Below are 26,340 nucleotides of genomic sequence, written 5' to 3' on the forward strand. Positions count from 1 at the left end.
TCAGTCTCCGGAAGTCGGTTCGCGGTAGAACGCCGCGAGCTGAGCGGCGGCCGCACTCAGGCCCAGCGCGAGAGATGTCAGCAGGGCACGGTCACCGGCAAGCCGCCGATCCCAGCCGAGGGCTCGGTCCACACTCCACCGTCCGGGTCCAGTACCCGCGAGAACGGCCGATGCCACCGCGAGATTGGTGACATACTCCCATCCTTCGGCGGTGATGAAAAAACCGTTGCGCAGGTGCACCGACCGAGCCGCCACCGCCATGGTCCCGATCCCGGCGGCAGCGGACACCGGTGTGGCGAGACCGAGTACGAGTGCGCCGCCGGCGCCCACTTCGACCACCGCACTGGACACCGCCTGTAACCGCGGCCGACGAAACCCGATGGAGCCGAACCATCCTGCGGTACCGCCCAGAGATCGAGCGTGCTTGATGCCGTGCGCGATCAGTGTTCCGCCGACGGCGCCGCGCAGCAGCAGCGGCGCGATCGCTCCGACACCGGACGTGGGCTCGGATCGCCGCAGGGTACTGCGCAGCACGCTCAGACGTCCCACTCGAGGAAGATGTTGCCGTTCGGACCGAGCTGTCCACCGGACTCGGTGGGATGCGAATCGGCCGCCAACCGGTAGTTCGGAATGTAGCGATGCCATTCCTCCAACGCGATCCGCAGTTCACGGCGGGCCAGGTGCGAGCCGAGGCAGCGGTGCGGACCGGCGCCGAACGCGATGTGGTTGTTGGGGCTCCGGTCGAGCTGAACCTCTTTCGCGTCATCAAATGCGGCCTCGTCCCGAGTGGCCAGGTTGAGCGGTAGGCAGACCATCTCGCCGGCCTTGACCGGACAACCGGCGATTTCGACGTCCTCCAACACCTTTCGGGAGGGGATCACGATCGCGAACGCACGCAGCATCTCCTCTATGGCCGAGGGGATCAGATCGGGGTCGTCGACGATCGCCTGCCGGTCTTCCTGGTGCGTCGACAGATGTAGGAAGGTCGTGCCCAGCGTCGCGGTGACGGTGTCGAGCCCCGCCATGAACATCAGGATGCAGAACGACTCCAGATCCTCCTGCGTCGCAGGCTTACCGTCGATCTCGAAATCGATGGCCTTGCTGATCAGGTCGTCCTGCGGTTCCTTGCGGCGTTCGTCGATGAGAACGCGGAAGTATTCAGTGAGTTCGACAGTCGCCACGCCACGGCGCCTCGCGGTCTCCTCGGCATCGCCGGAGACGTGCAGGATCTCGTCCTCCCAATGCAGGAACTTGTCGAGGTCCTCGAAGGGCATGCCCATGAGTTCGAGGAAGATGAACGACGGGTACTGCAGCGCGAAATCCTGCATGAAGTCGCAGCGGCCCTTCGTCGCGATCTCCTTGATCAGGGTCACGGCGCGTTCGCGGACCTTGTCCTCGAGGCGTTCGACGTGCTTGGGCGAGAACAACGGATTGAGCTGTTTGCGCCACTGCTTGTGTTCGTCACCGTCGAGCATCTGGGGTATCCACCGAAAAGTCGGGTTCGGATTGAACACCGTCACCGCGGTGTTGGAGAAGACCTTGGCGTTCTGATACGCCTTGATGATGTCCTCGTAGCGGGTCACGATGTAGTGCCCGTTGGCGAACTCGTTGCGGATGACGGGAGCTTCGTCGCGGAGCCGGTCGTAGCGGGCCAACTTCTCGCCGAAGTCCAGCTCGGCGTAGTGATTGAAATTGTGGACCGGGCAGGTCGGTGCCTGGTCGGATGTCTGTTCTGCGGTGCTCATGAACTCCTCCTCGTTGTCGGTTGTCTCGGTGGGCTGAAATCGGGGGGTCAGCGCACGTCGGCGGATGTAGGCGTGGGTTCGGTGCACAAGTGCATGGGGCCGAGACGTGTTGCGGCCAAGAGGTTGTCGATGTCAACTCCCAGGTCCTCCGCTGCTGAGCGTGCGGCAGCCAGGTCTTTCGCGAGGTAGTGCGTGATGCGCTCGGCGTAGGCATCGGAGTCTTCGCCGGATGTGGCGATGTAACGCGCCGCGGTCGTGCCGCCACTGGCGTCGGCGAGCACGTCGAGCAGTGTGGCTTCGCCGATGCCCAGCTTCTCCGCAGACCGCAATGCGGACAGCGTCAGTTGAGTGCATGCCGCGAAGAGAGCGTTGTTGATCAGCTTCGCCGACAGGGCGGTACCGAGTGTCCCGGTGCGATGGATCCTGGACGCGTAGGCCGCGATGACGTCGGCGGCACGATCAACCGAAGTGGCGTCACCGGCCAGGAGCACAGTCAGTTCACCCCGGCGGATGATGGCCGGGGTGCCGCTGAAGGGGGCCTCGACCACCGACACCGACCGGCGCTGCCCTGCACGTTCGAGTCGTCGGAGGGTACTCGGGCTACCCGTGGTGTGCGAGACGAACACCGACCCCTCGGGCATTCTGTCGATGATCTCCGGCGCGACGGCCAGCAACTGCGTGTCGTCGAACACGCAGGCGATGACGAAGTCGGTGTCGGCGACGGCTTCGATGGTCAAGGGTGTCTGGGCTCCGAGCTCGGCGAGACGCTCGCGAACTTCGGGTCGCCTGGCGTAGACGGACGTCGGATGACCGGCAGCGAGCAAACGCTCGATCATGGGCTCACCGATCTTTCCGGGGCCGATGAATCCGATGCGAGGGAGGTCCATGGTGTCCTTTGGCTGGCGTGGTCGGTGTGGTCGGTGCGGTCGGTTGCTACCCCGAGGCGACGCCCCAGATCATCGTCTTGGTCTGGAGGAACTCGTCCATGCCGGCGCCGCCGCGCTCGCGGCCGAGCCCGCTCTGTTTGTATCCGCCGAACGGCCCTTCCGGATTGAGGCCTCCACCACCGCCGTTGATCGTGACGTATCCCGTGTGCAGCTGCTGTCCGATCTGGTACGCCCGTACCGGGTCCTTGGCCCATACGCCACCGGCGAGGCCGTAGTCGCTGTCATTGGCGATGCTGACCGCCTCATCGTCGTCATCGAAGGGCATGACGATCATCACCGGTCCGAAGAACTCCCGGCGGGCAATGGTCATGGAGTTGTCGACATCGACGAACAGGGTCGGCTCGACATAGAAGCCTCGATCCAGATGTGCCGGACGACCACCACCGAATGCGATGGTTGCCCCCTCCTCGACACCGGTGGCGATGAGCGCCTCGACCCGCTCGCGCTGCGCGGCGCTGCCCAGCGGGCCCATCGTCGTCTCGGGCTGTGCCGGGTCCCCGACGACGACCCCGGCCAATGCGCTCTTGAGCATCTCGACCAGCTCGTCGTAGCGGGAGCGGTGGACCAGGGTTCGGGTGAGGTAGGCGCAGCCCTGTCCGGCGTGCAGAATGGTGTCGCGCACGACGCCAGTGATGGCCCTCGTCAGGTCCGCGTCGTCGCAGATGATGTTGGCCGACTTTCCGCCGAGTTCGAGTATCACCTTCTTGAGGGTCGGGGCAGCCTGCTCGAAGACCTTGCGCCCCACGGTGTCCGAACCCGTGAAGCTCACGACGTCCACCATGGGATTGGCGGTGAGTTCCGCGGCGGCGTCGGGGTCGCCGGTGATGATGTTCAACACCCCGTCGGGCAGTCCTGCCTCCTGCGCGATCTCACCGAGGATGAATGCCTCCAGCGGCGTGTTCGGTGCGGGCTTGAGGACGGTGGTACACCCGGCGGCAAGCGCCGGACCGAGCTTCATGAGGTTCAGATAGAACGGAAAGTTATAGGCCGAGATCAGTGCCGCCACGCCGAACGGCTCACGCCGGACGACGCCCTGGCCGATGCCCATGCCGACGTGCGGCGGCAACGGGCTCTCCATCGGGAAGCTGAGCAGCACCCGCTCGGCCATGTCCCGGAAATGGGCGATGGGGATCCCGGTCTGGAACGACGCGGCACCCGCGCGGGTACAGCCGGTCTCGGCGATGTTGAGGTCGACGATCTCGTCCTGGCGCTTCTCCATGATCTCGGCCATACGGACCAGCACTGCAGACCGTTCGCGTGTCGACATGCGCGGCCACCGGCCGTCGTCAAAGGCCGTGCGGGCGGCCTCGATCGCACGGATCGCGTCACCCCGACTGCCCACCGGTGCCACCCCGATGGCTGCCTCCGTTGCCGGGTTGACGACCGGCGCCACCTCACCGAGTTCGCTGTCGATCCAGTCGCCGCCGATGAACAGCTTGCGGTACTCCTTGAGCATTCGGGTCCTCCTCACACTGTCGCGGTGCCAACGAGACTGAGTCGTAGGTCTTTCGGGTCGTCGCCTACTTCAGCGAGTAGGCATTGGTGTGTACGAGCGCAGCGCCGGCGTCGACCTTGAGTTGCAGGCCGGTGACGAACTGCGAGTCGTCGGAGGCCAGGAAGAGGACCGCCTTGCTGATGTCGGCCGGCTCCACCCACGGCACATTCATCGGCTGGGTGGTCGCGAACGCGGCTACCGCGTCGTCGGCCTGCGGGGATTGGAGATCGGGGCGGAACACCTTGTACATCGGCTCGCTCTGCAGCATGTCGGTGTTGCAGTTGGTGGGATGGACACAGTTGACCCGGATCTTCTCGGGGGCCAGGGCCAGGGCACAGTCGTGGACGTAGTTCGCGACCGCGCGCTTGGAGTGGCTGTATCCGAATCCACCGGCGCCGAGGGCTTCTGTGCCGCTGCCCTTCATGAGCGCGGCCACCGAACCGGTCGCGATGATCGAGGCGCCGGAGGTCAGGTGTGGGTAGGCGGCGCTGACGGTGTTGAGCACGCCGACCAGATCGACGTCCACGGCGTCGATGAACGCCTGCTTGGGGACGTCCCCGAGTGGGCAGATACCGGCATTGGCCACCACGATGTGCAGACCGCCGAGCTCTGCGACGCCCGCGCCTATTGCCGCCCGAAGCTGCTGCGGGTCACGGACATCGGCGACTTCGGCCACACACCGACGACCCTCCTTCTCCACGAACCGTTGGGTCTCGTCGAGATCGGCTCGGGTGGCCAGCGGGTAATCGTTGGTCGGGATGTCGGCACAGAGGTCGAGCGCGATGATGTCGGCGCCTGCTGCCGCCAAGGTGATCGCGTGGCTGCGACCCTGCCCGCGTCCGGCGCCGGTCACCACGGCCACTTTTCCATCGAGCTTTCCCATTCTCGTCTCTCCCGTTCTCGTGGTCGTGTTCGAAGTCGGTATTGGTGGTCGGGTAAGCCTCAGTTGACCCATCTCCAGATATATAACTTAGTGCTTGTTCATACTCTGTGAGAGCGATCACTGCAATTCGTTTGGCAGCGTCAGAATCGCAACGCTGGTCGCTGATGTCCGCGATGGTCCCGGTCATCGAGACATGCAGGCGAAGGGGGTCGCATGATCGGGCAGCCTGGCTTCTTGACGCCGGTGCGGCCAGCCGTGTCAGGGCGCACCGTTGCCGTACATAGTTATCTAAGTTAGCGTAGATGCGACAGTTCAGGAGGCTTCGAATGCCACTTCGGGATCACATGCACTTGATCTCCACCGACGATCACCTGATAGAGCACCCGCGGCTCTGGCAGGACCGGCTGCCCAAGCGTTTCGCCGACACCGGACCCAAGATCATCGAGAAGGAGATGCCCAAGTCGATCCACTCGGGTGACGGTGGCCGGGACTCCGGTGAGACGAAACTCGCCGAGGTGTGGCAGTACGAGGGCCGGATCTATCCGTACATCGGGCTCAACGCGGTGGCCGGCAAGAAACCCGAGGAGTACGGCGCCGAACCGACTCGCTACGAGGACATGATCCCTGGCTGCTACGAGCCGAAAGCGCGTTTACGCGACATGGACATCGATGGTGTGCAGGCAACTCTGTCGTTTCCCTCGTTCCCGCGGTTTGCCGGGACCGTTTTCCTCGAGAGTGAGGACAAAGAACTGGCGCTACTGTCGGTGCAGGCGTGGAACGACTACGTACTCGACGAGTGGTGTCCCACCGACCCGGAACGCCTGATCCCGCTGGTCATCTTGCCCCTCTGGTCGATCGAGGAGTCGGTGAAGGAGATCTACCGCACCGCCGCGAAAGGCGCGCGGACCATCTCCTTCCCGGAGAACCCGCACCCGTTGGGTCTGCCGTCGTTCCACACTGACCACTGGGACCCGGTGTACCGTGCGGCAGTCGAGACCGGCCAGCCGTTGTGCGTCCACTTCGGCACGTCCGGCAAGCCGCCCATCACCTGTCCCGAAGCGCCGATGGCGGTCATGACCGCACTGTTCGGCTGCAACTCGATGTACGCGACCGTTGACCTACTGTTCTCGCCGACATTCCACAAGCATCCCGATCTGAAGTTCATGCTCTCCGAAGGCGGGATCGGGTGGGTGCCCTACATTCTCGAGCGCATGGACGGGGTGTGGGAGAAGCACCGGTACTACCAGAACATCAATCAGTCGGTCCGGCCGTCGGAACTGTTCGCCAAGCACATCTTCGGTTGCTTCATCGACGACGACTTCGGCGTCGCCAACCGCCACCTGGTCGGCATCGACAACATCACCTGGGAGGGTGACTATCCGCACTCGGATTCCAACTGGCCCAACAGCCGCAAGATCGTGCACGACACCATGGTCGACGTGCCCGACGACGAAGTGCACAAGATCGTCGAACTCAACGCACGACGTCTGCTCAATTTCCCGCGGACGTCGTAGGACGAACGGATGTGATGATGGAAGAACCCATCGAGCAGATTCCCGAGGCGGACTGGGTGGACCAGGATCTACTCACCCGTACCCTGGCAGGCTCGCTTCTCGACGAGGAGATCGCTGCCGAACGCGGCCGGATCGACCGTCTCGATCGGGGTGTCGGCGGTGACGACATCGTGATGAGCCGCGCCGACATGGTGCGCAGACTTGCCGCGATGGAGGAGATCCGTGCGGGTGTCCACGACGAGGCGACCATCGAGTTCTGAACTGTCGCGCCCGCGACCGACACGAAGCGGCATCTCGAAATGCCGTGATACTTGGCTTTGCGAAAGGCATGGATCTGTGAGCATTGAGGCGGCTTCAAAGGTGCAACGACCCTCGGAGGCGGACAAGCCTGCGGAGGTTTTCACCTTCAAGGACGAGGACATCGCGCGTGCCCGCGACATCGTGGGCGTCTATCATGCAGTGCGCAAGCGTGAACAGTTCTCGCGGGCGACACCAGATGTGATGCGTGCCTTCGCTCGGAGCTACGGTGACGACAACCCGCTCTTCGTCGATGAGGACTATGGTCTCGACACCCGTTGGGGCGCCCAGATCGCGCCGCCGATGATCAACATCGCGGTCACCAAAGATCTTCTCGCCGATCCGATTCCGAAAGAGCAGCGGCGACCGCCGTTCCGTGGCATCCACGTGTTCGTCTCCGGGAGCACCACCGAGTGGTATCGACCGGTGTACGACGGCGACATCGTCTACTCCTTCGAGGGTTTCGACGACGTCGAGTTCAAGGAGTCCGAGTTCGCCGGCCGGTCGCTGCTGGTGACCAGGATTCACGTCCAGTTCAACCAGCGTGCCGAGATCGTGCAGATCCAGCGGGTGCTGACCATCCACACCGAGCGGCACGAATCCAAGAAGCGCAAGAAGTACGACAAGATCGAACGCGCCACCTACACGCCCGAGGACATCGCGGCCATCGACGAGATCTACGCCGCCGAACAGCGTCGTGGTGCGCAACCGCGATACTGGGAGGACGTCACGGTCGGTGAGCAGTTGCCGACGATGGCGAAAGGGCCGCTCACGGTCACCGACATGGTCGTGTTCCATTCGGGCGGATACGGTTTCGCGCCCTACACGCCGTGCACCGGGCGTCTGTGGTTTCAGAATCGACAGCGGATCGGTGCCTTCTACATTCCGAACGAACAGGGCATCCCCGATGTGGCGCAGCGTATCCATTGGGATGCGGAGTACGCGCGCTCGATCGGTATCCCCGCGTCGTACGACTACGGGATGATGCGCGACTGCTGGCTTACCCACTATCTGACGGACTGGATCGGTGACGATGGCTGGATCGAGTCGATGTCGAGCCAGATGCGCAAGTTCAACTATCTCGGTGATGTGCACACGTTCACCGGCGAGGTCGTCGGCAAGCGCCAGGAAGGTACGCGGCACCTCGTCGACATCGAGTTCCGGGGCACCAGTCAGCGAGGTGAGGTGACCTGTCCGGCCACCGCCACCGTGTCCCTGCCGAGCCGCACGACTGGGCTCGCCACACTCCGCACGCCACCCGCCGAGCTGGAGGCGATCGCCGCGAAGATGCTCAAGCGGCATGGTGAGTTGCGCGCCGCCGCACGTCGCGGACAATGACGAGACGCTTCAGACACCTGTAGGACCTCGGTGACACTCGTCGCCGGGGTATATCGCGAGAGGACATCGTCGGACATGCAATTGAGGGGCAACACATTCCTCGTCACAGGTGGGGCCTCCGGGCTCGGCGAGGCGACCGCGACGGCGATCGTCGCTGCGGGCGGCCGGGTGGTGATCGCCGACCTGCCGTCGTCCGACGGTAAGGTGACCGCGGAGAAGCTCGGTGCCGCAGCGGTGTTCGCGCCTGCCGACATCACCGACGAGGACAGTCTGACCGAGGCTCTCGACGCATCGGAATCCCACGGGCCGTTGCGCGGCGCGGTGCACTGCGCGGGACGCGGTGGCGACCGCCTCCGAATACTCGACAAGTCCGGTGCGCCCGCAGCGCTGCAGAGTTTTCGCGACGTGCTGGAGGTGAACCTGATCGGGACCTACAACGTGCTACGGCTCGCGGCAGCTCGAATCGCGCGCAACGAATCGATCGACACCGAGCGTGGGGCCATCGTCCTGACCGCATCGGTCGCCGCCTTCGATGGCCAGATCGGGCAGACCTCCTACACCGCGTCCAAGGCGGCAATCCACGGCATGACACTGGTGGCCGCGCGCGACCTGGCCAGCGTGGGCATTCGTGTCAACACCATCGCGCCGGGCACCTTCGACACGCCGATGCTCGCGCGCCTGCGCGACGACATCCGAGAAGGGTTGGCTGCCTCGGTACCGTTCCCGAAGCGTCTCGGTCTGCCCGATGATTACGCGGGTATGGCACTGACCCTCCTGCAGAATGCGTACGTCAACGGCGAGACGATCCGTCTCGACGGATCGATCCGGATGGCCCCACGATGACCGGGCCAGATCACGCCACCTCGACCACCGCTGCCGAGGATGAGATCCTCGCCGATGTCGCGGATGGCGTACTCGTCATCACCATCAACCGACCCGATCAGCGCAACGCGATGACGAAGAGTGCTGCCGAGCAACTCGCTGTGGCCCTTGATCGCCTCGACTCCGATCCCGAGCTGACGGTCGGCGTCCTCGCCGGCCGGGGCGGAACATTCTGCGCCGGAATGGACTTGAAGCGCTTTCAACTGGGCGAACGCCCGGTCGTCGATGGACGCGGGTTCGGTGGGTTGGTGCAGCGACCACCGGCGAAGCCGCTGATCGCGGCGGTCGAAGGCTGGGCACTCGGTGGCGGATTCGAGATGGTTCTGGCCGCCGACCTCGTCGTCGCCGGTGCGAGTGCGAAATTCGGCCTCCCCGAGGTGAAGCGAGGACTGGTTGCGCGGGCCGGCGGGATCTTTCGAGCTCCCCGGGTACTGCCGCAGGCGGTGGCGCTCGAGCTGCTGCTCACCGGGGAACCGATGACTGCTGCGTCTGCCGAACGCCACGGTCTGGTGAATCGCGTGGTCGACGACGGTGCTGCCGTCGACGCCGCGCTCGAACTGGCCACGGCAATCGCGAAGAATGCGCCGCTCGCGGTACGGGCCAGCAAGGCACTGGCCTACCACTCGCGCACCTGGACCGATGACGAGGCGTTCGAGCGGCAGACGGCCTATACCGATCCGGTGTTCGCGTCGGACGATGCGCGGGAAGGGCCTGCCGCCTTCGCCGAGCGACGCGCGCCCCGTTGGAGCGGGCGCTGAGGCGTCACCCCTGATCCCTGAGGAGCCCGGAGCGCCAGCTGTAGCTCTTGGGGAGGGCGTCACCCTGATCCCTGAGGAGCCCGGAGCGCTAGCGGAGGGCGTCACGAAGGGCGGCCCCTCGTGACATTCGCTCGGCCGGCGCCACGCTCTCTCCTCAGCCTCAGGGAGCCGGCGCGGGAGCCGAGGCCGACCTCGGTGTGTTCGCCGCTGGGGTGCCGGCTGTGTTCCTACTCGGGCCAGAATCCGCTCGCGAGGGCCTGATTCGCGCGCGGGACCGAACCGGCGGTCAGTACCGGAGATGGCTGTCGAGGAGCAGCTGCGCCGTTGAGGTGTAGTCGCCGTACCCGCCACGGAAGAACAACAGCGGTCGCTTGACCGAAGCCACGTTCAGGTCACCGATGAGACCGACGACCAGGTAATGGTCGCCGAGCTCGACGGTCTTGTCGATGGTGCAGTCGACCCACGCAACCACACCATCGAGGATGGGATTGGCGTGGGCCGACTGCTGCCACTGGACTCCGGTGAAGCGATCCGCACCCTTCTTGGCCATCTGCCGGCACAGCCACTCTTGATCGGAGGCCAGTGCGTTGGCGCAGAATCGACCGGCTGCCAGAATCTTCGGCAGCGTCGAAGACGACCGATCGACGAGGAACGACACCATCGGTGGGTCGAGCGACACCGAGGTGAACGACCCCACCACCATTCCGACCGGCACGTCGTTGGGGTCGCTGGTGGTGACCGCGACGACACTGGTGGGGAAGTTCCCGAGAACGTCGCGCAGGTGTCGAGCCTCGAAGAGCTTGGTGGAATCGGTGTCGGTCATCGCCTGTTCCTTTGTGCCGGTATCGCGTTCAGATGGTGACGAGCATCCCGGGGGGTGTCTCGAGGCCCATCTTGTGCAGTGCGTTCGAGTGGTACGGGGCCCCATCGACGTGGATCATGTGCTGGAGGCCGACATGGGCGTCACGCCAATACCGTTGCATCGGGCTGCTCTTACGGATGGCGACACCACCGGATCGTGCGAAGATCTCGTCGAGCGCCGAGACCGCACGCCATGCACAGCGAACCTGGTTGCGACGCTGGTTGGAACGGTCCTCGATGCTCGGTTCGATACCGTCCTCGATCATGTCGTGCAGTCGACTGATGCCCTCGATCAGCTGGACCCGCGAGGCCTCGATCTCCGCCGCCGCCTCGCCCGCGGCGTGCAGCACGTAGGGGTCGTCACGCACCTGGACGCCGGTGACCGCGACGCGGTCCTTCTGTATCTCGAGGTGCGTCTTCAGTGCGCCCTCGCAGATCCCGACCACGGCTGCGGTGATGCCAAGCGGGAACATCACGCCGAACGACAGCTTGTACACCGCCTCGGGGCGGCCGGACCGTGCGGACGCCGTACCGTCCGAGATGTCGGCCTGGGTGACGGTTCGGTAGGCGGGGATGACGGCCTGATCGACGACGACGTCCTTGCTCCCGGTTCCGCTGAGGCCGACGACATCCCACGAGTCCTCGACAAGCTCGTAGTCCGAACGGGGCAGCACGACGTGCATGACCTCGGGCGGCATGATCGGCGCGCCGGCGCCGGTGCCCTTGAGTGCGCCGAGGAAGTCCCACTGGCAATGGTCGGACCCGGACGAGAAGGGCCACCGGCCGCTCAGCACGTACGAATCGTTCTCGATGGGGTCCGCGACACCGTTGGGCATGTACGGAGATGCCACCCAGGTGTCCGGATCCTCACCCCAGATCTCCTGCTGGAGCTTGCGATCCATTTGCGCCAGCTCCCACGGGTGTACACCCACGACACCGGAAACCCACCCTGCGGCGGGGTCGTTCGCGGCGATCGCCATGACCGCAGCCGCGAAGTCACGCGGATGTGCCGCGTACCCGCCGAAGTCGGTCGGTTGCAGCAGCCGGATGACCCCGGTCTGGCGGAGCAGCTCGGCGGTTCTGTCGCTGAGCTTGCCGAGCCGCTCGTTCTCCTCGGCGAGCGACGCCAGCTCCGGGCCGGCTTCCTCGATCCGTTTGATCACTTCGTGCGCCATGCCGTGACACCTCTGACTTCCTTGTTGAACGACCCGCCGACGGGCGGATGCCTGTGATTGTGTTGAATTCGTGGTCGGCACAAGGAGTGCTTTCCACTCAGTGGGAAAGGGTCGTCGGGTACGCGGCCGGTCAGTCCGGATCCCGGGTCAGGAACTCCAGGACGACGCGCTCGAACTGCTTCTTCTTCTCGACCTGAATCCAGTGTCCGCAGTTGGCGAAGGTGTGTAATTCGATGTTCGGGACCCACCGGTTGGCCAGGTGGGCCTGGTCATACGGAAGCATGCGATCGTCGCGCCCCCACAACATGAGCGTCGGGGTGGTGATCGACTCCAGCCGCTTCCACAAGGGGGTGTAGGTCTCCCTCAGGGTGGGATCGAACATCGCACCGAAGATGGCGCGGGTCCGGTCGAGAACCCCCTCGGCGGTCGCGTTGCGCATGCGCTCGTCGATGAGTTCGGGCGTGACCAAAGACTTGTCGAACACCATCGTGTGGATCCACTCGGTCATGCGTTCCCTGCTCGGCTCCTGCAGGAAGGCGAACAGGCGCTGGAACCCCTCACTCGGCTCGGTCTGGAACAAACCCACGGAAAGCCCGCCTGATCCCATGATCGCCATCCTCTCGATGCGCTCGGGCAGATGGCCCGCGACCTCGGCCGCGACCGCCCCGCCCATCGAATTGCCCACGATCGGCGCCGATTCGATACCGAGCTCGTCCATCAGCCGCGCCACCCACCGTGCACCGGCGAGGGTGTAGACCTCCTTGAGCTCTGGGAGCTCTGACGCGCCGAAGCCGGGCAGGTCCGGCATGATCACGCGAAAATGCTCGGCGAAGACTGGGAGGTTGTTTCGGAAGTTCGACCACGCGCTGACGCCGGGACCCGATCCATGGAGCAGGATCAGGGGTCGTCCGGAACCGCCCTCGTGGTAGTGGACCGCGTGACCATCGATCGTCACTGTCCTGCTGGTGGATTCGAACGTGAATGTGTCGGTCATGTGCGGCCTTCCGATTCTGCAGTGGATTGCGTACGGGGTTGTGCGTCCAGGTGGTCGTCCGAGGCAGTTCTCAGCGAACGCTAGGCGTCGCCGTCGGGTCGGTCGGGCGTGGTTCCGCACAGTGAGATCAGTCAGATCCAGAGCTGTACGACGCGACCTCGCTGCCTACGGTCGCGTGACGCTTGCCGAGATCGCGATCCGCATGTGACGCACACCCCTACACTTATGTCACTTATACAACTATCTTTTGTTCGGCCCTGCGTGCCGGTGCGATCTCGCTGAGTGGAAGTGGGGCAGTGCTCGGAGCGAGGCCGCGGTCACACTGAGGCCTTCGGGGGTCGAATGCGACCGTCCGGCGCAACCCGCGAACATCGAATGCTTGCGAACGGCGGCTGCCACCCCTCACGGGTCGATGGGCAGGAGAGGTCAGACGGGCCGGCGATGACGACGAGAGAAGGTGACGCAGTGGGTCCCACCGATGCCGGTAGCGAGGTGGACGACGCGATTTCGATGTCGGACGCGGCGGTCTGTGCCGATCGGACGGAGCCGCAGCGGGTGCCCGGCGAGCCGGGGCTCTGGGTCTTCTTGCTCGGCGACATGGTGGTGTTCGCGATCATGTTCGTAGCGTTCCTCGTCGACCGCGCAAAGGACCCGGAAACGTACCGGGCCGCAAGGGAATCCCTGGACCTGACCGTCCCGTTGACGAATACGATGGTGCTACTGGTGAGTTCGCTCGTCGTGGTGGTCGCGCTGAACCACGTCCGGGCCGGGACTTTCACACGAGCAATGTGGGGATTTGCCGGGGGAGCGGCGTGCGCGGTCGTGTTCATTGCGCTCAAGAGTTTCGAATACACCCATCTCGTTCACGAAGGCCACGGACCGGGGACCGATCCGTACTTCATGTGGCTGTTCATTCTCACCGGAGTGCATCTGGCACATGTTGTTCTCGGATTGGTGGTCCTGGTCGTGTTGATGTTGCGAGCGCGACGTCACGAGGCTTCGGAGGGATCGGGTCGGGTCTTCTACGAGGGAGGAACATGCTTTTGGCACCTGGTCGATCTTCTGTGGATGATGCTGTTTCCGCTCGTGTACCTGGTGGCGTGATCGTATGACGCTCAGCGGGCTTCTCCGCGAACGCTATGTGCGAACCTGGATCATCCTTGTGCTGCTGGCAGTCGTTGGTCCGATCCTCAGCGTCGAGACGCACGTCGGTTCCGGTGTCGCGGTCGTCGTGCTGGCATTGGCCGCCTACAAGGTGCGGTTGGTCGGCCTCGACTTCATGGAGATCCGCGAGGCGCGCAAGGAACTCCGCTGGATCTTCGAGGGCTACTGCGTCGCCCTCTGGGCTGTTCTCGCCGGCGCTCTGGTCGTGTTGTGAAAGGCGTCGGCGACCAACGGCTCGTCGCCGGACCGTCGAATTGTAGCCGTGGCCGGAGGCGCCACGGTGAAGAGAATCCGAAACACAGGAGGAAACTATGTCTGTCAACGAGGAGACCTTCGACGTCGTCGTCGTCGGATCCGGGGGCGGCGGGATGATCGGCGGCTACCTCGCCGCCGCACGCGGCCTACGGACCCTGATCATCGAGAAAACCGATCAAGTCGGTGGCACAACATCGTATTCCGGTGCCGGCCTGTGGTTCCCGGGCAGTTCCCCGGTGACACGGGCCGGCATCGAGGAGTCTGACCGACAGGCGGCACGGGAGTACCTCCGCGCCGTGGTCGACGACGCGAGCCGCGAAGACCTGCAGGACGCCTACCTGACGGCCGGCCCTGCCCTGATCGGCGAACTGGAGAAGAACCCCTGGTTCGGCGAGTTCACTCATATGCCGGTGCCCGACTACTTCGCGAGCCTGCCCGGAGCAACCCCGCACGGACGCACCGTCTTCCCTTCACCGATCAGCGTGGCGGAACTGGGTGACAAAGCGGACCTGGTCCGCAGGTCCATCTACACCGAGCGCTACGGACACACCGAGGACGACACACTCGTCGGAGGCCGAGCATTCATCGCGCGCGCGCTCGCCGCGTTCCTGGACACCGGCAACGGCGAGATCCGGGTGAATACAGCGCTGAGACAGTTGATCACCGAGAACGGGCGTGTCGTCGGAGTCGAGGCCGAGCGCGCTGGCGACATCGTGACGGTGAGAGCCGAACGCGGCGTCCTCCTGGCAGCCGGCGGGTTCGAGCACAACGCCGAACTGCGCGCCAAATACGGCGCCATCCCGTCGACCGGCGACTGGTCGGACGGCGTGGATTCCAACGTCGGGGATGCGCTGTTGGCCGGTATTGCCGTGGGCGCCGACACAGACCTGATGGACGAGGCCTGGTATGTGCCCGGTGTCGTCCAGCCGGATGGCAAGCCGGTGTTCAACCACGCGTCGCGCGGCGGTATCTGGGTCAATGCAGAGGGCAAGCGCTTCACCAATGAGACGGCGCCGTACGACCAGGCCGGTCATGCCATCCGCAACGGCGAACGCGACACCGACGTCTCGCACACCCCTACGTACTGGGTGTTCGACCACAAGCAGTTGTCCCGGGACGGGTTCGGCGGCAAGTCGCCGGAGTCGCCGATAGCCGACGAGTGGTTCGAGTCGGGTGCTCTCAAGAAGGCGGACACTCTCGAAGAACTCGCCTCACTCATCGATGTGCCGAGCGCTGAGCTCATCGCGTCGGTGCAGACGTTCAACGGGTACGTAACCGGCGGGGTGGACGAGGAGTTCCGCCGCGGGGAGACCCCGTGGGACCAGATGTGCCAGTTCATCGTCGGATATCCGGCACTGCCCGAGCAGAACTTCATCGTTCCCATCGAGGCGGAAGGACCCAACCCGCTGATCGTCTCCATCGATTCTCCGCCGTACTACGCCGCGACGCTGTTGCTCTCGGACATCGGCACCAAGGGCGGGCTGAAGACGGACTCGACTGCGCGGGTCCTGAACGCCGAGGGGGAGCCGATCGGGGGACTCTACGCCACCGGAAACACGATGGCGGCGATGTCTGGCAAGGTCTATCCAGGCGCCGGCACGCCGATCGGCTCCGCACTGGCCTTTGCCTACCAGGCCGTGAGCGACATCGCGCGCGGCGACAGCGCGGCCGGCGAGCTCGTGGAGAGCGGCTCGGCGACAACCGAAACCGACTGAGCGGACGGCTGACATCGCCCGGGAGGGCGATACTCGACAGGAGAGCCACGGCGACACCGTCGCCGTGGCTCTCCTGTCGCGGGTGGGAGAACTCCGTTTGTGACACCACGCCATCATGAGTGGGAAGTCGAGAACGGGGCGTCGACCGCGATGCGGTCGACGCGCGTGGGGGCCCCCGCCCCGGCATGCGATGCGGGTACGGCGGTCCTGATCCTCAGATGAGCACGGGTGCGGGCTTTTCCGCGCTCTCCGCCTCGGCCTCCTCCTGGGTGACCGCCTTGAGGAGCAGCAGTGGGGTAGCCACCTTCCAGATGAAGTACGCGAGGCACGGCAACCAGAAGGCGAACAGGCCGTTCCAGGCCAGCGGGCCGGAGGTGAACAGGTAGATGAATGCGCCCGGTGCCAGAACAACCGCGAGGAAGAAGTTCACATAGGCAAACCAGCGCGGGAACACCGGATCCCGGCGTGTGTCGACCAGCGTCGCGATACCGAGAACCACCACCTGTACGCAGAACACGAAGGCGAATCCGACGTAGGAATAGTAGAAGATGTCGGTCATCAGCTGGATCAGCTCTGGTGAACGCTCCTCCACGCGCAGTGCGGCAGCGGACAACATGAACATTGGATAGAGAAAGCCGATGGGAGCGACCACACCGGTGAGCACCTGGGTCATGCTCAGCACGCCCCAACCGCGTTCGATGCGTCGCATCTGCCAGCTCGTGGTCACCACGAACAGGTACTCCAGCGGGATGATGAACGAACAGATCACCATGCTCCACAGAATCCCGGTGCGGTTGTCGATCATCCACTCCTGAACCTGGAGTGCCGACCACTCGGGATCAATCGGCGGTTGCACCTTGGCCAACAGGAAGAAGCACACGCCCTGCACAGCCATGACGAGAAAGCCCGACCATGCTGCTAGTCGCTGAAACTTATAGAGGTAGGCCTTTTTTGGGTCCACTTCACCGATCTCCTTTGAACTGGGTGTGACTGTGTCGCTGCACACGAGCGACAACTGACGACGTTCACAGTGTGAGCAAGGGCGGATACGTCATCATCAGGGCATTCCGGTGACCGGGACCACATTCGAGTCCTGAGTTCGGCCGCCGTGGTCGCCTCCGGAATCCGTTTGCAGGGCCGATGTTCCGGTGAGCGAGATCAGAATCCCTGCGCGTGTGGGCCGTCCATAGGCTGCTGCGCAGGTTTCATCGATCGTAGGAGGAGCAGACCATGACCGCAGCACCCTCGGAGCGGCCGCAGATCGCGCAGTGCGGCGCGATCGCGCTGGGCACACCACATCTCGAGACGTCACTGACGTTCTTCCGCGACACGCTCGGGATGGAGGAGGTCGAGCGGGTCGGTGACACCGTCTACCTCCGTGGCTACCAGGAGATGAAGCACCATTCCCTGGTGCTCTTCCAGAGCGACACGGCGATCGTGGACTCACACAGTTTTCGCGTCAAGCGACCCGAGGACGTCGAACTGTTCTACGAGCAGTTCAGCAAAGATGGTGTCGACGTGGTCGAACTGCCGGCCGGCCATCAAGCAGGTCGTGGCACCGCCCTTCGTTTTGTGGTGCCCTACTCGGGACACGCCTTCGAGCTCTACTACGACATCGATGCGCCCAAGGCGCCGGCCGAGATCAGCTCACGTCTGCTGAGCAACTCGTCGCGGCGACGCGGACTCGGCGTGCGTCGACTCGACCACTTCAACATCCAGGCGTCCCCGGAGTACGTCGGGGATGCCGAGAAGTGGTTGCGCGACGCCATGGGATTCAAACGTCGTGAATACGTCTACGTGCCCGACAATGACATGCTCATCGCCTCGTGGACCTCGGTGACTTCTCAGGTGCACGACCTGGCCATCGCGATGAGCCTGACCGGTCAGAACTCTCAGATGCACCATGTGGCCTTCAACCTGGAGAATCACAGTGACCTGATCGTCGCCGCGGACACATTGCGGGATCTGGATGTGAAGTTCCACTGTGGTCCGGGTAAGCACGGGATCGGCCAGGCCATGTATCTCTACGTCGAAGAGCCCGGTTCCGGCCACCGGATCGAGCTCTACTCCGGCAACTACCACATCTTCGATCCGGACTGGGAGGCGCTGGGCTGGACTCCGATGAACCCGGACGGCATGACGTGGTTCGGTCAGGAACTCGATGTCACGCAGGACGGTTCGATGGCATCGGCGACTTCGTCGGCGACATCGCTGACCTCACTCCTCGGTCAGCCGGCGGCATCTGGCCAGGCGTGATCTGAGCGGGGCCCGCGCGCGACATCAGACCCCGCCTTCTGCTGCCGCACAACAGGTGTGCGCAGGGGAAGGCGGGGTCGATGTGTGTCCGGGCTTCTCGTGGCGATCGTCCACGTCAGAGGGGTCTCATCCAGCGGGACGTCTTCCCAACCGCCACTCGCGCGCTCATAGCGTGGGCAACAGGTCGGCGGGCCGTCGGTGCCCGGTTCCACACGTTCGAGTTCGATCCGAACGAAAGTCGAAGACGGAGAGCAGATGTCAAACAAGCGCTATCTACACTTGAATCTCGTCGGGAACGAGATCAACCACCACCAGGGTGCGCCGGCATTCGAGCGCGATCATGGTGGTGGCCCCGACCGGACCAACGCCTACCAGCCGATCCTGGAGATGGGAAAACTCGCGGAGGAAGGACTCTTCACCGCGATGTTCCTCGGCGACATCGCCGGGACCGCGGGGTCGCCGGCGTTCGACGGTGGTCCGCCGGAACCGATCACCGCATTCGCCGCTCTCGCCACCCAGACGCGCTACCTGGGGCTGATCGCGACCGCGTCGACCTCGTTCTACGATCCCTACAACCTGGCACGCCTGCTCGGATCGCTCGATCAGATCTCCAATGGCCGTGCGGGATTCAACGCCGTCACCAGCGTCAGCGAGGAATGGGCACTCAATTACAGCAAGGAAGGCCATCCGGATCGCAACACCCGCTACCAGATCGCGGACGAGTTCCTCGATGTCGTCAAGGGGCTCTGGGAGAATCGTGAGCTGAGATTCGATCCGGACGGCATCCGCCGGTTCTACGCCGACCCGATCAACCACCAGGGCAAACATTTCCAGGTTCTCGGACCGCTCAACGTCGCCCCAAGTCAGCAGTTGCGTCCCCTGATCGCTCAAGCGGGTGGGTCCGGCCCGGGTATCCGGGTCGCCGCCAAGCATGCAGAGATGGTGTTCACCAACGCGAACACCTACGCGCAGGCTGCCGACTATCGTGCACAACTCGATGCCGCGCTGGCCGAGGCCGGACGCCCCACCGACAGCGTCCCGGCGATCCCCGGCCTCATCCCGTACCTGGGACGGACGAGGGGGGAGGCCGAGGAGAAACTCAAGGCCCTCGATGATCACGTCCCGTACGAGGTCTACGCACCGTTCGCCCTGATCCAGTTCGGCCTGGAGTACACATTCGACAGCATCGACGATCCGTTCCCGCTCGATCAGATCCCGAAGCCAGAGGACGTGAAGGACACGATCAAGAGCACCTACGGCAACTATGTCGGTCTGTACACCTGGATATCGGACAACCCCGGCGTCACCGTGCGCGACGTCACCGCGCAGTCGCTCGCCCGCGGAGGCGCTCAGCACCGGAAGTTCGTGGGTTCCTACGACGACTTCGTCGACGACCTCGCCGGCTGGCATGCCGAAGGCACCGTCGGCGGCTTCAACGTGATGTTCCCGTCCGGCGTCATCGACATCCGCGACTTCGTCGACGAGGTGATCCCACGCCTGATCGATCGTGGAATATATCGCGGCACACCGGATTCCCGCCCGCTGCGGGAGCGGTTCGGCAGCGAGATCCGACTCAAGGGAGAGAAGTAGCTCGACATGACCGTTTCTCTGAAGGACCCGGGACCACAGCCAGATTCCTACGATCCGGATTGGGTACGGGCCAAGCACGCCTTCGAGCGCGCAAAGCGCCTCCGCACCGATGCCGTCGACCAGTTCATCGAGGTGACCGCGGAGTTCTCGCACTACGCTGATGACCCATACACCGATTACGTCGAGCGTGACCCGCTGTCCGACGAGGTGGAGGTGCTCATCGTCGGCGCGGGTCTGGGCAGTCTGCTGGCTGCGGTCCGTCTGCGCCAGGCCGGTTTCGACGATATCCGGATCGTCGACAAAGCCGGCGACGTCGGTGGAACCTGGTACTGGAATCGGTATCCCGGTGCACAATGCGACATCGAGTCGTACATCTACATGCCGCTGCTCGAGGAACTCGATTACATCCCGTCGCGTCGGTACGCGTTCGGACCGGAGATCCGCAAGCACTGCATTGCCATCGCCGAGCACTTCGACCTCTACGACAATGCACTGTTTCAGACTGCGGTCACCGGGATGACGTGGGATGAGCCGGCCCGGAAGTGGTCGGTGAGAACAGACCGAGGTGACACGATCACCTCCACGATCGTGCTGGTGTCGCCGGGACCGCTCAGTCGGCCAAAGCTACCGGGAATCCCGGGGATCAACGAGTTCGAGGGTCACACCTTCCATACGAGCCGGTGGGACTACTCCTACACCGGCGGTGACGAGTCCGGCGAGCTGACAGGACTGAGCGACAAGGTCGTCGGCATCATCGGTACGGGTGCCACGTCGCTGCAATGTGTTCCACACCTCGGGAGATGGGCCGAGAAACTCTACGTGTTCCAGCGGACACCTGCGGCGGTGGATACACGTGGGGACCATCCGACAGATCCCGAGTGGGCGGCGAACCTGCAGCCAGGATGGCAGCGCGAGAGGATGGAGAACTTCACCCGGATGACCGCCGGCGCGGGCGCCGACGTCGATCTGGTCAACGACGGATGGACCCAGGTGTCCGACGAGTTGACTGCACCCGCCGTGATGCGAGAACTCGAGCGCCGTGGTGGCAACATGACCATGGAGGAGATCGGGGACTTCCTCTTCGAGGAGGATTACAAGTCCATGGAGAAGGTCCGTGACCGGATATCCTCCATCGTCGCGGACCCGGAGACCGCCGAGAAACTCAAGCCCTGGTACAAGCGGTTGTGCAAGAGGCTCAGCTTCCACGATGCCTATTTGCAGACCTTCAATCGGGACAACGTCGAACTCGTGGACACCGACGGCAAGGGGCTGGATCGGCTGACCACCGACGGTGTGGTCGTCGGTGGGGTCGAGTACAAGGTCGACGCACTCGTGTTCGCGACCGGATTCGAGGTGGGCACCAGTTACACCCGGCGATCCGGTTTCGACATCGTCGGTCGCAACGGCACCAGGCTCAGTGACAAGTGGGACAAGGGGCCGAGAACCTTTCACGGTCTGCAGTCCCACGACTTCCCGAACTGCTTCTTCCTCGGTTACACCCAGACCGGAATCGCACACAATTACGTGCACACCGCCGAGGAACGTGCCCGTCATCTGACCTACATCCTGACGGAGTGGCGTAACCGCGGCGGAACCTTGGTGGAGGCCGACCAGGAGGCGGAGGACCAATGGGTCCAAACGATGACCGAGAGCACTGAGATGGGCAAGCAGTTCTTCGTCGACTGCACTCCCAGCTACCTCGATTCCGAAGGTGACACCGGCAATCCCGACAGCCTGCTCTCGGCCGGCTACGGCGGTGGTCCGGTTGCCTTCTTCGAGATCCTGGAGAAGTGGAGGGCGGCGGGAACTCTCGACGGTGTCACGATCGCGTGACGCGGACGGTTTCGGTCACTTGAGAACCGGGCGATCGGGGGTCATCCCCGATCGCCCGGTGACCGCCGACGTCACAGACCTTGTGCCGGTCCGGCGCGTTGATTCGGCCGCCGCCGGACCGGGCACCGACATCACTTCACCGAACAAGGATCGACACACACGATGGGGCAGTCCGGATACGTCGTCCGACGCACACGACGAACCGTCCGCGGTCATCGGCCGCGGACAGGTTCCTCGTGTCCGTCAGGTTCTTTCGGGACTCTGTGTCCTGCTCAACTCGTCTTGCGGGCGGTGCCGGTGAGTCGGCCCGAGATGGTGTGTGCGGCGCGCAGGACCATCGGCGCCAGGGGCTCGAGCGGGTTCTCGCGCCGGGTGACGATCGAGATACCGCCGACCGGACCGTCATCACCACGGATGGCCGCACCGACGCATGCGAGGTCAGGGAAGCATTCACCGCGTTCGAGCGCGAGGCCGTTGCGACCGCGCACCCGCGCGAGTTCCTGGTGGAGCCGATTCACGTCCCGGATGCTGTGCATGGTTCGCACGTTCGCAAGGGAGTTGGCGTATTGGGTGTCCACGTACTCCGGTGTGAGAGCGGCCAGGACCGCCTTGCCCACGGCGGTGCAATGCGCGGGGGCCCGGCGGCCCACCGGCGATGCGACTCGTTCCCCGTTACGACCGCCGAACATCTCTAGGTAGAAGACCTCGGCGCCGGCGAGAGTGGCGATATGCACGTACGTTCCGGTGCGAAAAGCGAGTGCTTGCGCGATATCGGAAGCTGCGGAACGCAATTCGTGTTGAGCTCGTTCACGGCCGCCGAGGGTCAGGGCGCGACTGCCCAGGCTGTAGTGAGTCTTGGTGTGGATGAGCCACCCGCACCGCACGAGCTGATCGAGAATTCGATGCGCTGTCGACCGTGGCAGACCGGTGTGCTGGGTCACCTCGTCGAGCGTGAGGCGTGACAGCGGTCGGTCGAAGGCCTCCATGATCAGGGTCATACGTTCGACCATCGACAATGGCAGGGAGGTCTGCACAGTGGCAGGCGAGGAGTCCGACAACAGTGTGGTCATGATTCACCGTCCATGGTTAAACGTGCCCAGGGCATCTGGGTCAGTGGATGTGACACGGTCGCGACGCGATGCTCGGGAGGGCGAATGCGCGTGGCCCCGACGACGCGTTCCGGGCTGCAGGGAAGGCCTACCTGCGAGTGAGGGGTGCAACTCAGGCTCGATCAGGCGGACCGCGCGTGGGCGACCTGAGCGTGACCGATTACCGCCAGCCCATGGCGCGCTGCGAAATCCGCGGACTGGAGATGCGTCGGCAAGCCGGCGAAGTCCTCGCCGGAACCGACCACGGTGGCCAGCACGGCTGCCACCGAACCGCACATCTCCACCAAGGTCAGCGCCAGTGATGCCGCGTCATGGCGCTGCGGCCGGCTGGCCACCCGGATGGGAACGACATGGCCGGGGCGGTTGAAGTCGGTCGGCGCCGCGTCGGGTGAGCCCAGTAGGTTGATCGTCCGTGTGCGATCGGTGGCCGAGATCCCGGTGCCGACGCCGACCGCGGCATCAACCGCGACGCACTGTTGTGACGACATGCGGTCGGCGTTCGGCGCCACCGGTGGGATCTGGAGACGGTCGCACACGGGGTCGCGGAGTGCGACCTGTAGGAAGCCGGACGTGTGCCGGACCATGAATGCGGCACGAGCCGTGGTCAACCGATCTGCGGCACACACGAGGTCGTACGTGTGTGCCGAGGCGGAATCGTCGCACACCATCACGATTTCGCCCGCCCGCAATCGGGTGATGGCGTCGAAGACCGGGCAGGAGTCCGCCCGCGACCGATCATGATGGGCTATGTCGATCAGAGATCCCGTTGACATGGCATCAGTCCGATGCCGGTAGCGGAGTTGCGGACTTGATCCCCAATGCCACGCCGCCGACGGCCAGCTCGCCGTCTCCCGGCTTGGTGCACAGCAACTCGACGGAGCCGTCCTCGGTCGTATAGCGTTTGCCGAGCGCGGTGGCGGCGCCCATCGGCCCGCTCGGGGCGATTTTCGGGTCTGTGTCGACCATCGGCGAGCCACCGCAGGTGAGGTCGAGCTCGGAGTCGCCCCAGCGGATGACCACGACTGTGGTGGAGTCGATGGTGCTGAAGAGCGACTGTCCCGGAGTGGGTTTCATCTGTCAAACCTTTCTGATCTGTGGCTGATGGTCTAGAAGGCCAGTTTCCGGCCGATGACCTTGTCGTTCTCGAGCTGCTCGAAATCATCTGTGGCCACTCCGATCCCGGAGAGGATCTCGGTGTTGTGCTCGCCCAACAGAGGGGCGGGACGCATCTCGAACTGTTCGGGTGCCGAGGAGAACCGGATCGGCAATGTGGTGTGTCGGGCGGTGCCGTTGACAGGATGCTCGACCTGGGCGAAGAACCTTCGCGATGCGAGTTGATCCAGTTCGGTCTGCCGGTGCGGTTGCATGACCTTGGCAACCGGAACTCCTGCCCCCCATAAGGTGTCGACGATCTCGTCGTCATTGCGCTCGCGGCACCACTGCTGGAGTTGTTCGTCGATGAGGTCGTGTGCAGCGCGACGGCCGTCCGAGGACTCCAGGTCGGGGTCGAGCGCCCATTCCGGGGACCCGATCGCCTCCCGCAGAGCCGACCACTGATCGTCGGTGGCGACCGCGATGGCGACCCAGCAGTCGTCGCGGCCGAACTCGTCGATCCCTGCGGTCTGGTACAGGTTCTGTGGCGCCGCCACCGGTCCCCGGTTGCCGTCCCGGTTGAGGAAACTGCCGTACGCCGAGTACTCGATGACCTGCTCCGCGGAAACGTTCAGCGCCGCCTCGATCATGCTCGCTTCGACCAGGGTTCCCTCGCCCGTCCGGTCGCGGTGGGCCAGTGCGATCAGCAGACCATTCAGGGCGTGGATACCGGCGTTCGGATCACCGATCGAATACGGCTCGATCGGATTCTGATCCGGATGGCCGGTGAGCCAGGTCAAACCGGAAGCGTCTTCGATGACGTACGCGAATGCGGCCTTGTCGCGCCACGGGCCGTCGAGTCCGAACCCGGGCATCCGCACCATGATGATGTCCGGGCGAAGCCCCTTGACCGACTCGTAGTCCAGCCCGATCTGGTCGAGCACCCGTGGGGTATAGTTCTCGACCAGCACATCGCACGTCTTCACCAATTCTCTGAGTAGTTCCTGACCCTTCTCGGTCTGGATGTTCAGGGTCACGCCCTTCTTGTTGGTGTTGAGTCCGGCGAAAATCGGTGACTTCTCCCACCAACTCTCGTCGGTCATGGGCACGCCGGCGATGAATCGGGTCATGTCCGGTCGTGTCGACGACTCGACGTGGATGACCTCGGCGCCCAAGGTCGCCAGGATGTGGGTGCACGAGGGCCCGGCCCAGAACGCGGTCATATCGAGCACCCGCATTCCCGCGAACGGCTTGGCGCCGTGTCGGTTCTGTGGCCGGTCGCGCTCGGGCGCGGTTGTGTCGAGTTTTGCGAAGATGGCCTCGGAGTGTTCGCCGAGTCGCGGGGCCGGCTCGGGTTGGTGAAGCGAGAACGAACTCATGCGGTACGGGTGGCCCGGCTGGGTGAAGCCGTGAGTCGGGTTCTTGACATAGGAGCCGCGCTGTTCGTGCTGGGCCAGCTCGGGAAGATTCGCACCGTTGCCGACCGCGGCATTCGGGATTCGGAAGGCCGTCGCTGCCTCACATACCTCGTCCACCGTTCGCTCGGCGATCCACTCGTAGATCTGCGGGGCGAACTCGGCGGCCCGTGCGGTGATCTGGAGCGGCTGGTCGTTGTCGATCCACTCCGGGTGGCCGACCATGATGCACAGGTCGTTCCATTGCTGGGCGGTCGCACATCCGAGCGCGACCATTCCGTCCGACGCCTGGGAGACCCCGGGGACGAAGATGGAGCGCTCGGCGCGGAACGGCCGATCGCGGAGCTCCTGAAAAGTGACGGAATGATAAGTCAGTCCCTGGATCTCGGTCTCGAGCATCGAGAGGTCGATGAGCTCTCCCGACCCACCGCGCAGCAGCGAGGTCAGTGTGGCGGCAGCCGCATAGGCGCCGGCGAACCACTCTCCGATCCGTCCGCCGACGTGGACCGGCGCGCGGTCGGGAGCTCCACGACCGAGGCCGACGATTCCGCCCGACCAGGCCTGGAGCGTGAACTCGGTGGCTGCCCGATCGCACCATGGTCCTTCGAGGCCGAAGGGCGTGATGGCGGTGACGACAAGGTGTGGATGCGCATCGCACAGCGCCGACGGTGCGAGGCCGGGAACACCGGCGAGCCGTGACTCCGGTGACCATACGACGGCGTCGGCCCGGGCCAGCAGGCGGTTGAGGATCTCTATGTCGCCGGCGTCGTCGGGATCGGCGACGAGGCTCTTCTTGGAGCAGCCGAGATAGCCGAACAGCGCGCCATCACCGTCACCGGCTGACACGGAGCCCGACGCAGACCAGGTACGTAACGAATCACCTTCCGGTGGTTCGACCGTCACGACCTCGGCGCCGCCATCAGCGAGCATCTTGGTGCAATAGGGGCCGGCGATCCCGTCGGACATGTCCACCACGAGGTAGTTGTCCAGGGGGGCTGGTACGGACATCGGCAGACCTGGCC

The 26,340-nt window shown here is 64.4% G+C and carries 24 protein-coding genes; 11 read left to right on the forward strand and 13 right to left on the reverse strand.

The window, feature by feature from the left end:
• From V1Y59_RS09910 to V1Y59_RS09930, 5 genes are all read right to left on the reverse strand, one after another.
• Entirely contained in the window at positions 1-540 is a 540-nt protein-coding gene (locus tag V1Y59_RS09910) for a DoxX family protein (RefSeq protein ID WP_330504949.1), read from the reverse strand.
• On the reverse strand, positions 537-1,745 hold the full coding sequence (locus tag V1Y59_RS09915) for a cytochrome P450 (protein ID WP_330504690.1): 1,209 nt from the start codon (positions 1,743-1,745) through the stop codon (positions 537-539). Before V1Y59_RS09915 ends, V1Y59_RS09910 begins: the two co-directional genes overlap by 4 nt.
• 47 nt (positions 1,746-1,792) lie before the next feature.
• Positions 1,793-2,632 carry an NAD(P)-dependent oxidoreductase gene (locus V1Y59_RS09920; RefSeq protein ID WP_330504692.1) on the reverse strand — a complete coding sequence of 280 codons (840 nt, stop codon included), beginning with the start codon at positions 2,630-2,632 and terminating at the stop codon, positions 1,793-1,795.
• 46 nt (positions 2,633-2,678) lie between these two features.
• Positions 2,679-4,148 carry an aldehyde dehydrogenase family protein gene (locus V1Y59_RS09925; RefSeq protein WP_330504694.1) on the reverse strand — a complete coding sequence of 490 codons (1,470 nt, stop codon included), beginning with the start codon at positions 4,146-4,148 and terminating at the stop codon, positions 2,679-2,681.
• A 64-nt stretch (positions 4,149-4,212) separates the two neighbouring features.
• On the reverse strand, positions 4,213-5,070 hold the full coding sequence (locus V1Y59_RS09930; protein WP_330504697.1) for a mycofactocin-coupled SDR family oxidoreductase: 858 nt from the start codon (positions 5,068-5,070) through the stop codon (positions 4,213-4,215).
• Positions 5,071-5,396: 326 nt separating this feature from the next.
• On the opposite strand from V1Y59_RS09930, the gene V1Y59_RS09935 reads away from it, so the two are divergent.
• The 5 genes from V1Y59_RS09935 (at position 5,397) to V1Y59_RS09955 (ending at position 9,859) form a co-directional block, all read left to right on the forward strand.
• Positions 5,397-6,584, forward strand: coding sequence for an amidohydrolase family protein (locus tag V1Y59_RS09935; protein ID WP_330504698.1), 1,188 nt, complete (start codon positions 5,397-5,399; stop codon positions 6,582-6,584).
• Positions 6,585-6,598: 14 nt separating this feature from the next.
• Positions 6,599-6,844 carry a hypothetical protein gene (locus tag V1Y59_RS09940; RefSeq protein ID WP_330504700.1) on the forward strand — a complete coding sequence of 82 codons (246 nt, stop codon included), beginning with the start codon at positions 6,599-6,601 and terminating at the stop codon, positions 6,842-6,844.
• Between the two features lie 100 nt (positions 6,845-6,944).
• Positions 6,945-8,219, forward strand: coding sequence for an FAS1-like dehydratase domain-containing protein (locus V1Y59_RS09945; RefSeq protein WP_330504701.1), 1,275 nt, complete (start codon positions 6,945-6,947; stop codon positions 8,217-8,219).
• Between the two features lie 75 nt (positions 8,220-8,294).
• Positions 8,295-9,062: an SDR family oxidoreductase gene (locus tag V1Y59_RS09950; protein WP_330504703.1), complete on the forward strand. Its 768-nt coding sequence runs from the start codon at positions 8,295-8,297 to the stop codon at positions 9,060-9,062.
• A complete protein-coding gene (locus V1Y59_RS09955; protein WP_330504705.1) occupies positions 9,059-9,859 on the forward strand; it encodes a crotonase/enoyl-CoA hydratase family protein in 801 nt (266 codons plus the stop codon). The genes V1Y59_RS09950 and V1Y59_RS09955 overlap by 4 nt, the downstream gene beginning before the upstream one ends.
• Positions 9,860-10,145: 286 nt before the next feature.
• Here the strand turns inward: V1Y59_RS09955 and V1Y59_RS09960 are convergent, their stop codons facing one another.
• From V1Y59_RS09960 to V1Y59_RS09970, 3 genes are all read right to left on the reverse strand, one after another.
• Positions 10,146-10,682 (reverse strand): flavin reductase family protein, encoded by a 537-nt coding sequence (locus V1Y59_RS09960; protein ID WP_330504707.1) that lies wholly within the window; start codon positions 10,680-10,682, stop codon positions 10,146-10,148.
• A gap of 28 nt (positions 10,683-10,710) precedes the next feature.
• Positions 10,711-11,895, reverse strand: a complete 1,185-nt coding sequence (locus V1Y59_RS09965; RefSeq protein WP_330504709.1) for an acyl-CoA dehydrogenase family protein — start codon at positions 11,893-11,895, stop codon at positions 10,711-10,713.
• Positions 11,896-12,025: 130 nt separating this feature from the next.
• The gene (locus tag V1Y59_RS09970; RefSeq protein WP_330504711.1) at positions 12,026-12,889 is read right to left on the reverse strand and encodes an alpha/beta fold hydrolase; all 864 of its coding nucleotides are present in this window, start codon (positions 12,887-12,889) and stop codon (positions 12,026-12,028) included.
• A 465-nt stretch (positions 12,890-13,354) separates the two neighbouring features.
• On the opposite strand from V1Y59_RS09970, the gene V1Y59_RS09975 reads away from it, so the two are divergent.
• The 3 genes from V1Y59_RS09975 to V1Y59_RS09985 all read left to right on the forward strand — a co-directional run bounded on the left by V1Y59_RS09975 (position 13,355) and on the right by V1Y59_RS09985 (position 16,023).
• Positions 13,355-13,993, forward strand: coding sequence for a cytochrome c oxidase subunit 3 (locus tag V1Y59_RS09975; protein ID WP_330504713.1), 639 nt, complete (start codon positions 13,355-13,357; stop codon positions 13,991-13,993).
• A 4-nt stretch (positions 13,994-13,997) separates the two neighbouring features.
• Positions 13,998-14,267, forward strand: coding sequence for a cytochrome C oxidase subunit IV family protein (locus V1Y59_RS09980; RefSeq protein ID WP_330504715.1), 270 nt, complete (start codon positions 13,998-14,000; stop codon positions 14,265-14,267).
• Positions 14,268-14,364: 97 nt separating this feature from the next.
• On the forward strand, positions 14,365-16,023 hold the full coding sequence (locus V1Y59_RS09985; protein WP_330504717.1) for an FAD-binding protein: 1,659 nt from the start codon (positions 14,365-14,367) through the stop codon (positions 16,021-16,023).
• Between the two features lie 214 nt (positions 16,024-16,237).
• On the opposite strand, the gene V1Y59_RS09990 is transcribed toward V1Y59_RS09985, so the two are convergent.
• Complete coding sequence (locus V1Y59_RS09990) at positions 16,238-17,029, reverse strand: hypothetical protein (protein ID WP_330504719.1); 792 nt, start codon at positions 17,027-17,029, stop codon at positions 16,238-16,240.
• 224 nt (positions 17,030-17,253) lie between these two features.
• On the opposite strand from V1Y59_RS09990, the gene V1Y59_RS09995 reads away from it, so the two are divergent.
• The 3 genes from V1Y59_RS09995 to V1Y59_RS10005 all read left to right on the forward strand — a co-directional run bounded on the left by V1Y59_RS09995 (position 17,254) and on the right by V1Y59_RS10005 (position 21,702).
• Positions 17,254-18,279, forward strand: a complete 1,026-nt coding sequence (locus V1Y59_RS09995) for a VOC family protein (RefSeq protein ID WP_330504721.1) — start codon at positions 17,254-17,256, stop codon at positions 18,277-18,279.
• 255 nt (positions 18,280-18,534) lie between these two features.
• The gene (locus tag V1Y59_RS10000) at positions 18,535-19,869 is read left to right on the forward strand and encodes an NtaA/DmoA family FMN-dependent monooxygenase (RefSeq protein ID WP_330504723.1); all 1,335 of its coding nucleotides are present in this window, start codon (positions 18,535-18,537) and stop codon (positions 19,867-19,869) included.
• 6 nt (positions 19,870-19,875) lie between these two features.
• A complete protein-coding gene (locus V1Y59_RS10005) occupies positions 19,876-21,702 on the forward strand; it encodes a flavin-containing monooxygenase (protein WP_330504725.1) in 1,827 nt (608 codons plus the stop codon).
• A gap of 272 nt (positions 21,703-21,974) precedes the next feature.
• Here the strand turns inward: V1Y59_RS10005 and V1Y59_RS10010 are convergent, their stop codons facing one another.
• The 4 genes from V1Y59_RS10010 to V1Y59_RS10025 all read right to left on the reverse strand — a co-directional run bounded on the left by V1Y59_RS10010 (position 21,975) and on the right by V1Y59_RS10025 (position 26,326).
• Positions 21,975-22,772 (reverse strand): IclR family transcriptional regulator, encoded by a 798-nt coding sequence (locus V1Y59_RS10010; RefSeq protein WP_330504727.1) that lies wholly within the window; start codon positions 22,770-22,772, stop codon positions 21,975-21,977.
• Between the two features lie 161 nt (positions 22,773-22,933).
• Positions 22,934-23,584, reverse strand: coding sequence for a 3,4-dihydroxy-2-butanone-4-phosphate synthase (locus V1Y59_RS10015; protein ID WP_330504730.1), 651 nt, complete (start codon positions 23,582-23,584; stop codon positions 22,934-22,936).
• Between the two features lie 4 nt (positions 23,585-23,588).
• Complete coding sequence (locus V1Y59_RS10020; protein ID WP_330504732.1) at positions 23,589-23,885, reverse strand: hypothetical protein; 297 nt, start codon at positions 23,883-23,885, stop codon at positions 23,589-23,591.
• 32 nt (positions 23,886-23,917) lie between these two features.
• Positions 23,918-26,326 (reverse strand): CaiB/BaiF CoA transferase family protein, encoded by a 2,409-nt coding sequence (locus tag V1Y59_RS10025; RefSeq protein WP_330504733.1) that lies wholly within the window; start codon positions 26,324-26,326, stop codon positions 23,918-23,920.
• Positions 26,327-26,340: the final 14 nt, after the last annotated feature.

This window comes from Gordonia prachuapensis, from assembly GCF_036350515.1.
GTDB lineage: Bacteria > Actinomycetota > Actinomycetes > Mycobacteriales > Mycobacteriaceae > Gordonia > Gordonia prachuapensis.